Source organism: Allorhizobium borbori (assembly GCF_014196535.1).
Lineage (GTDB): Bacteria > Pseudomonadota > Alphaproteobacteria > Rhizobiales > Rhizobiaceae > Ectorhizobium > Ectorhizobium borbori.
In genome coordinates this window covers 1-6,415 of sequence record NZ_JACIDU010000044.1, presented here as the reverse complement: position 1 = coordinate 6,415, position 6,415 = coordinate 1, and the positions used below count along the sequence as shown (strand labels likewise).

Below are 6,415 nucleotides of genomic sequence, written 5' to 3'. Positions count from 1 at the left end.
GTAAACCCTTCGCCTGACTTCACCCAAACAACGTGACATCACCCTCGGCACTGCTGAGGATCCTGGTCGCAATTTGGCCGCAGCACACCATGCTGCTATTGCCGATCGCAGGTCTTGCCTGGATCGTGGCATTCCTGGGTTACGTGGTCTTTTACATGCCGTTGATAGCGCGAAAGGGATAGGAGGAGCCATGAGCGCCCTCACCCTCTCCACTCCGGTATCAAGGGTGCGTCCGTCAACCCGAGCAGATCCACGGCACGAGCCGCAATATGAGCGACGAGATCCTCTACGCTCGCTGGATTGCGGTAGAATGAGGGGACCGGCGGCATCACCACGGCCCCCATATCGGTCACCGCCACCATGTTGCGCAGGTGCCCGAGGTGAAGCGGCGTTTCGCGGGTAAGGAGAACCAGCCTGCGACGCTCCTTGAGCTGCACATCGGCGGCGCGAGTGAGAAGATTGTCTGTGATCCCGGTCGAGATCGCTGCAAGAGACCGCATCGAACAAGGGGCGACGATCATACCGGCCGTGTGGAAAGATCCGCTGGCAATCGATGCACCGATATCGCTTTCCGAATGAAAATGAGCGGCGAGCCCGATTAGCCGCCCCAGCGCCTTGTTGCCTGCCTCATGTGCGATTGTCCGGCGCGCTGCTGACGTGACGACGAGATGCAGTTCAACATCATCCATGGCCGCCAGGAGCCGGCCGACCTGAAGACCGATCACCGCCCCCGAAGCACCGGACATGCCGAGAATGACACGCCTAATCATGGCTCACCTTCCCTTGTCTTGAGGGATCCAAGTCCAAGTTCGTGCCAGATCGCATCGACGCGCGCCGAGACCTCCGGCGTCATTTGCAGCACGCGGCCCCATTCCCGATCGGTTTCTGCGCCAAGCTTGTTGGTGGCATCGAGACCGAGCTTTCCACCGAGCCCAGGCTTGGGAGAGGCAAAATCGAGGTAGTCGATGGGTGTGTTATCCACCACCACCAGATCGCGGGAGGCGTCGAACCGCGTGGAAAGCGCCCAGATGACATCGCTCCAGTTTCTGACGTCAACATCGGCATCGACCACGATGATGAGCTTGGTGTAGCTGAACTGCGGCAGCATCGACCAAAGCCCGAGCATGATCCGGCGGGCTTGCCCCGGATAGCGCTTGTCGAGCGAGACGACGATCGCCCGGTAGGAACAGGCTTCTGGAGGCAGATAGAGATCGACAATCTCTGGAAACTGGCGCTTCACGAGGGGAAGGAAGAGAGCATTCATTGCCTCTCCGAGCACAGAAGGTTCATCCGGGGGGCGGCCGGTGAAGGTCGAGAGGTAAACCGGATTCTGCCGCATCGTCATCGCACTCAAGTTCATGACGGGAAACGGCTCGACAGAATTGTAGTAGCCCGTGTGGTCGCCATAAGGCCCCTCGAGCGCAGTCTCCGCGATAGAAACAGTCCCTTCCAGCACGATTTCCGCAGTAGCCGGAATAGCTAGAGGTTGGGTGAGCGCCCGCACCACATGGGCGCGCTTTCCTCGAAGCACACCGGCGAATGACAGCTCGCTCATTGTCTCCGGCAGCGGCATAACGGCTGCGAGGATTGTCTGAGGATCAGCGCCGATCACGACCGCAATGGGCATATGCCGCCCCACGGCCTGCCACTGCCGGAAGTGTTTTGCAGCACCACGATGGGCAAGCCAGCGCGTGATCAGTCGCCTGCAATCCAGCGCTTGCAGCCGGTAGACGCCGACATTGACATCCCTAGGGTCGGAGGGCGATGAGGTGACGACAAGCCCCCAGGTGATCAGCGGTGCCGGTTCGCTGGGCCAGCACCACTGGATCGGCAGCCGACTGAGATCAACAGCCTCACCTTCGAACACGATGTCCTGGCATTCGGCGTGAGACACCCTGCGGCATCCCAACGCCATGGCGGAGCGAAGCACAGGCAGTTTCTTCAAGGCATCCCGGAGCGACGCCGGCGGCCTCGGTTCGCGCAATTCGGCCAGAAGATCCGCGAGATCGCCGATCTTGCCGCCAGGGATGCCATAGCCAAGTTCGATCCGCTCGCGCGTGCCGAACAGATTGGCAAGCAGCGGTATTTCTGACACTGCACCGTCTGCCCGGACCGGGCGCTCAAAGAGCAAGGCCGGGCCTCCCTCTGCCAGAACCCGCCTGTGGATTTCGGTAATCTCATGAACAAGGCTCACCGGTCGCGAAACGCGGATAAGCCGTCCTCGCTTTTCCAGTTCGGTCATGAAAGCTTGAAGACCGTCGTAGCGACGAGGCGGAGCGTTCTGTGTCATGCGGACCGCTATGACCTGTGAATTCGGCTACGTCTTTGCGCTGGAGCAATCTGGATTGTCGGCCGTTCCCATAGGTTTGCGCCGGTTCAACCATCAAAATTGGCGCAATGCAGATAACATCCATTCTGGCTCTCCCGCTGAAAGCCGTGCCGCTCATGCCGCTCGTGCCAATTGAGCTCGTTGCACGTCGCCTTTTCAAGCTCCTGCTCCTAGCTCATGGCGATATGTTCGAGCGCCTTGGCACATACAAAAGCTGCCGCTTTTCGTTTGCTCCAACGGGCCTACCCCTCGTCTTCCTCATCGAGCCTGGCGTCCCTCGTCTCACTGTGTTGCGCAAGGGCGACACCTTCAAAGCGGATGCGGGTGTCGAGGCCCCGCTGGTAACACTGTTGGCACTCCTTGAGGGGCGTTGTGATGCTGATGCGCTGTTCTTTTCCCGCGACCTGAAGGTGATCGGAGACATGGAGGCCATGCTTGCGATGAGAAACGCACTTGATGACTGCGATATCGACCTTCCGCGTGATCTCGCGCGGATCGGGGGACCGGCCGCCGCCGTCGTTCACAGGCTGGCCGTGGAAATCCGGAGCCGGTCGCTGAGGGAGATCCGGTGATGGAACTGATCTGTCCGGCGGGAACACCAGCCGCATTTCGTGAAGCCGTCGATGCAGGCGCTGATGCGGTCTATTGCGGCTTCCGCGACGAGACCAATGCCCGCAATTTTCCCGGCCTCAATTTTAGCCGGGACGAACTGCGCGACGCAATTGTCTATGCCCGCAAGAAAGGCTGCATGACATTTGTCGCCCTCAATACCTTCATGCGGGCTGGTAACGAAGAGATCTGGTATAGTGCGGCGGCCGACGCGGTAAGGCTCGGTGCCGATGCGCTGATCCTGGCCGATTTCGGCCTCATGGCCCATGTCAGGGAACACTATCCAGAGCAGCGCTTGCATGTTTCGGTCCAGGCGTCTGCTTCCAATCCCGAAGCCATCAACTTTCTCGTCGAAGCCTTCGACGCAAAACGGGTCGTCTTGCCGAGAACGCTGACGATCGGCGACATTGCCCGCATTGGTCGCAAGGTCAGATGCGAGATCGAGGTCTTTGTTTTCGGCGGGCTTTGCGTCATGGCCGAGGGACGCTGCTCGCTCTCCTCCTACGCCACCGGCAAATCACCCAATATGAACGGCGTCTGCTCCCCGGCGAGCCATGTGCGCTACCGACAGGACGGCTCCGACATGGTGTCGGAGCTCGGCACCTATACGATCAACCGCTTCAGCCAAGGCGAGGCCGCCGGCTATCCCACACTGTGCAAGGGACGCTTCGACATCGGCGATGCCCGTGGCTACGCCTTCGAAGACCCCGTGTCCCTCGATGTCATGGGCGAAATCGAAGCCTTGAAGGATGCCGGCGTCTCGGCCTTGAAAATCGAAGGACGCCAGCGCGGCAAAGCCTATGTGGCCGAAGTCGTATCGACGCTGCGCCAGGTACTCGCAACCGCCCCCTCGGGACGTGGCCCCTTGTTGGCCCGGCTGAGAGCGCTGAGCGAAGGGCAGAAGACCACGGTCGGCGCCTATGAGAAGCGCTGGAGATGAGCATGACCGAACTGACACTGGGCCCCGTCTACTATCTCTGGGACGGCCCGAAATGGCGGGATTTCTATTATCAGATCGCAGACGAAGCGCCCGTGGATCGCGTTATCCTCGGCGAGACCGTATGCTCCAAGCGGCAGCATTTCATCGAACCCCATCTGGCAGAGGTGGTAGAACGGCTGGAACGGGCCGGGAAATCCGTAGCCTTCTCGTCGCTAGCGCTCGTTACCTTGGAGCGAGAAAGTCGGATCGTGAAAGAGCTGATCGAGACGTCGTACTACGCAATAGAGGTAAATGACCTCTCCGCCATCGGCCTGATCAAGGGCCGCCGGCACCTCGTCGGCCCCTTGGTCAATGTCTATAATGGCCCAACCGCGCGCTTGCTGGCACAACGCGGGGCAGACCGTATCTGTCTTCCGCCGGAACTTCCCTTTAGCTCGATCGCCAGGATCGCCGCCGACGCGCCGGATGTGGCTCTCGAAGTGATGGTATTCGGTCGCATGCCGCTTGCCATATCGGCTCGCTGCGCCCATGCCCGTTCCAAGGGCAGGATCAAGGACAATTGCCAGTTCGTCTGTGGCGACGAGCCGGACGGCCTGTCAATCAGGACACTCGATCGCCAGTCATTCCTGGTGCTCAATGGCGTGCAGACAATGTCGCATACGTGCCAACTCCTGCTCAGCGAATTGCATGACTTGCAAGCGGCCGGGGTCAATGCCTTCCGTCTGTCACCACAGGACTGCGACATGGCGCGCATCGCCGTCATCTTCCAGGAAACGCTGTCGGGCAGCATGGAACCCCAAGAGGCCATCGAACTGATCGGGCAAACTTATCCCAAAGCCAAGTTCTCGAACGGCTTTCATCACGGGCGAGAGGGCGCTGCCTGGGTATCGCGAGCGAAAAACAATGGCCATGCGCACTAATACGACAGGAGTGCGGGCTAATTTGTTTGCGCAAGCGCAACGACCGGATCGGCATTCCTCACCATAGTCGATGTCACAGCGATAACGCGTTGACGCAAGCAAGGTGAACACGATGGAACTTGACGCGAGCCAGGCGGTCGGAAAGATTGCGACCTCTCTCCCCGGTGCAGCCGCAGTTTTCCGCAGTCACGGCATCAGTTTCTGCTGCGGTGGCTCAGATAGCATCGAGGTTGCGGCTGAAGCCGCAGGACTCTCGCCGGAAACCCTGGTGGACGAATTGCAGGGCCTTGTCGACGCCGCCTCGACAGAAGCACCGGATGGAACTGCCGATCTGATCAAGCACCTCAGGACACGCTACCACGACACCCACCGCGCAGAACTCATCTCGCTGATCCCGCTTGCGGCAAAGGTCGAGCGGGTGCATGGGGACCACCCCGATGCACCGATCGGCCTGGCAAATCTGCTGGAGCGCATCCAGAGCGACCTACACAGCCACATGCATCGCGAGGAGCTCATGCTCTTCCCGCTCATGGAACGCGGCGACCATCAAGCTCTGACGAGACCCATCGAACAGATGCGCCACGAACATGACGTAGAGGCCGGGCATCTGGCAGAACTCGAGCACGTGACAGGCGGATTTCATCTGCCGGACGGCGCATGCAATTCATGGCGCGCGCTTTACGCAGGGGCGAAGAAATTCGCCGACGATCTGGTCCAGCACATGCATCTGGAAAATGAAGTCCTCTTTCCACGCTTTACCGGCGGGCCCCTCTAAAACAAACCTATCGAGGATGAGGGATCATGCGGAAGAACCGAAAGCCGGGCCGAGGTATAGACCGCGACAGGTTTCATTCTCCAGTCGTTTTTAGATCGCGGCGTGAGCGAGCCTGTGACACCATCTGCGACATGCATGAATGCGTAATCAGTGGCTGCGCCGGACCCGAGACGGTCGCCTATCTCATGGAACGACTGCTGTCACTTGATCCTCGATACACAGGCGGCAGGCGATGATCGGCCCGTCATGCCATCCGCTCAAGCGCGCCTGGAGTTTGCGCGTAAATGTGCAGTTCGCGCTTCAAATCCCCATCAAACCTGCGTTGGATTGACGCACGCTGAGGTTTATTTGTTCGACGCTTGGCATTCGTCAAACCGAGCCAGAATGCGTTAGGCGGGTTTTTACCTCATCACCTCAATTCTCGCTAAAATCACATCGTATCATGATGTTACGATATTCGGCATGATGCCCCAGCTCAGGACAACCTGTAAGATGCGCATCACCGACTTTTCGATCAGCAAACGCCTCTGGCTAGCGATCATGATCCCCCTGGTTGCAGCACTCACCCTTGCCTCGATGGAGTTTCTAAGCTCGTGGGGTTCCTACCGGCAGATGCAGACCGTCGTCAAAGTGAGCGAGAACATCGCGGCGATGGGCGAGCTGATCCACGTCCTTCAAGGAGAGCGGGGACACAGCGCTGGATACATCGGATCAAAGGGCAGCACGGACAAGCAACCGCTTGTGACGGCGCGTCAGTCGACGGATGCGGCTCTGGCAAAATTGCCAGATCTCTCTGATGGGTGATGTCACGTTGTTTGGGTGAAGTCAGGCGAAGGGTTTAT

General features: G+C 59.4%; 7 protein-coding genes. 5 read left to right on the top strand and 2 right to left on the bottom strand.

Going from position 1 to position 6,415, the window contains the following annotated elements:
- Positions 1 to 200 precede the first annotated feature (200 nt).
- The gene (locus GGQ66_RS22685) at positions 201 to 770 is read right to left on the bottom strand and encodes a UbiX family flavin prenyltransferase (RefSeq protein ID WP_183795985.1); all 570 of its coding nucleotides are present in this window, start codon (positions 768 to 770) and stop codon (positions 201 to 203) included.
- On the bottom strand, positions 767 to 2,242 hold the full coding sequence (locus tag GGQ66_RS22680) for a UbiD family decarboxylase (protein WP_237359056.1): 1,476 nt from the start codon (positions 2,240 to 2,242) through the stop codon (positions 767 to 769). The genes GGQ66_RS22685 and GGQ66_RS22680 overlap by 4 nt, the downstream gene beginning before the upstream one ends.
- Before the next feature lie 155 nt (positions 2,243 to 2,397).
- On the opposite strand from GGQ66_RS22680, the gene ubiT reads away from it, so the two are divergent.
- The 5 genes from ubiT (at position 2,398) to GGQ66_RS22655 (ending at position 6,377) form a co-directional block, all read left to right on the top strand.
- Positions 2,398 to 2,901, top strand: a complete 504-nt coding sequence (gene ubiT / locus GGQ66_RS22675) for a ubiquinone anaerobic biosynthesis accessory factor UbiT (RefSeq protein ID WP_183795981.1) — start codon at positions 2,398 to 2,400, stop codon at positions 2,899 to 2,901.
- A complete protein-coding gene (gene ubiU, locus GGQ66_RS22670) occupies positions 2,901 to 3,878 on the top strand; it encodes a ubiquinone anaerobic biosynthesis protein UbiU (protein WP_183795979.1) in 978 nt (325 codons plus the stop codon). The genes ubiT and ubiU overlap by 1 nt, the downstream gene beginning before the upstream one ends.
- Positions 3,875 to 4,798, top strand: a complete 924-nt coding sequence (ubiV, locus tag GGQ66_RS22665) for a ubiquinone anaerobic biosynthesis protein UbiV (protein ID WP_183795977.1) — start codon at positions 3,875 to 3,877, stop codon at positions 4,796 to 4,798. The genes ubiU and ubiV overlap by 4 nt, the downstream gene beginning before the upstream one ends.
- A 103-nt stretch (positions 4,799 to 4,901) precedes the next feature.
- The gene (ric, locus tag GGQ66_RS22660) at positions 4,902 to 5,573 is read left to right on the top strand and encodes an iron-sulfur cluster repair di-iron protein (protein ID WP_370686413.1); all 672 of its coding nucleotides are present in this window, start codon (positions 4,902 to 4,904) and stop codon (positions 5,571 to 5,573) included.
- Between the two features lie 492 nt (positions 5,574 to 6,065).
- Positions 6,066 to 6,377: a nitrate- and nitrite sensing domain-containing protein gene (locus GGQ66_RS22655; RefSeq protein WP_183795973.1), complete on the top strand. Its 312-nt coding sequence runs from the start codon at positions 6,066 to 6,068 to the stop codon at positions 6,375 to 6,377.
- Positions 6,378 to 6,415: the final 38 nt, after the last annotated feature.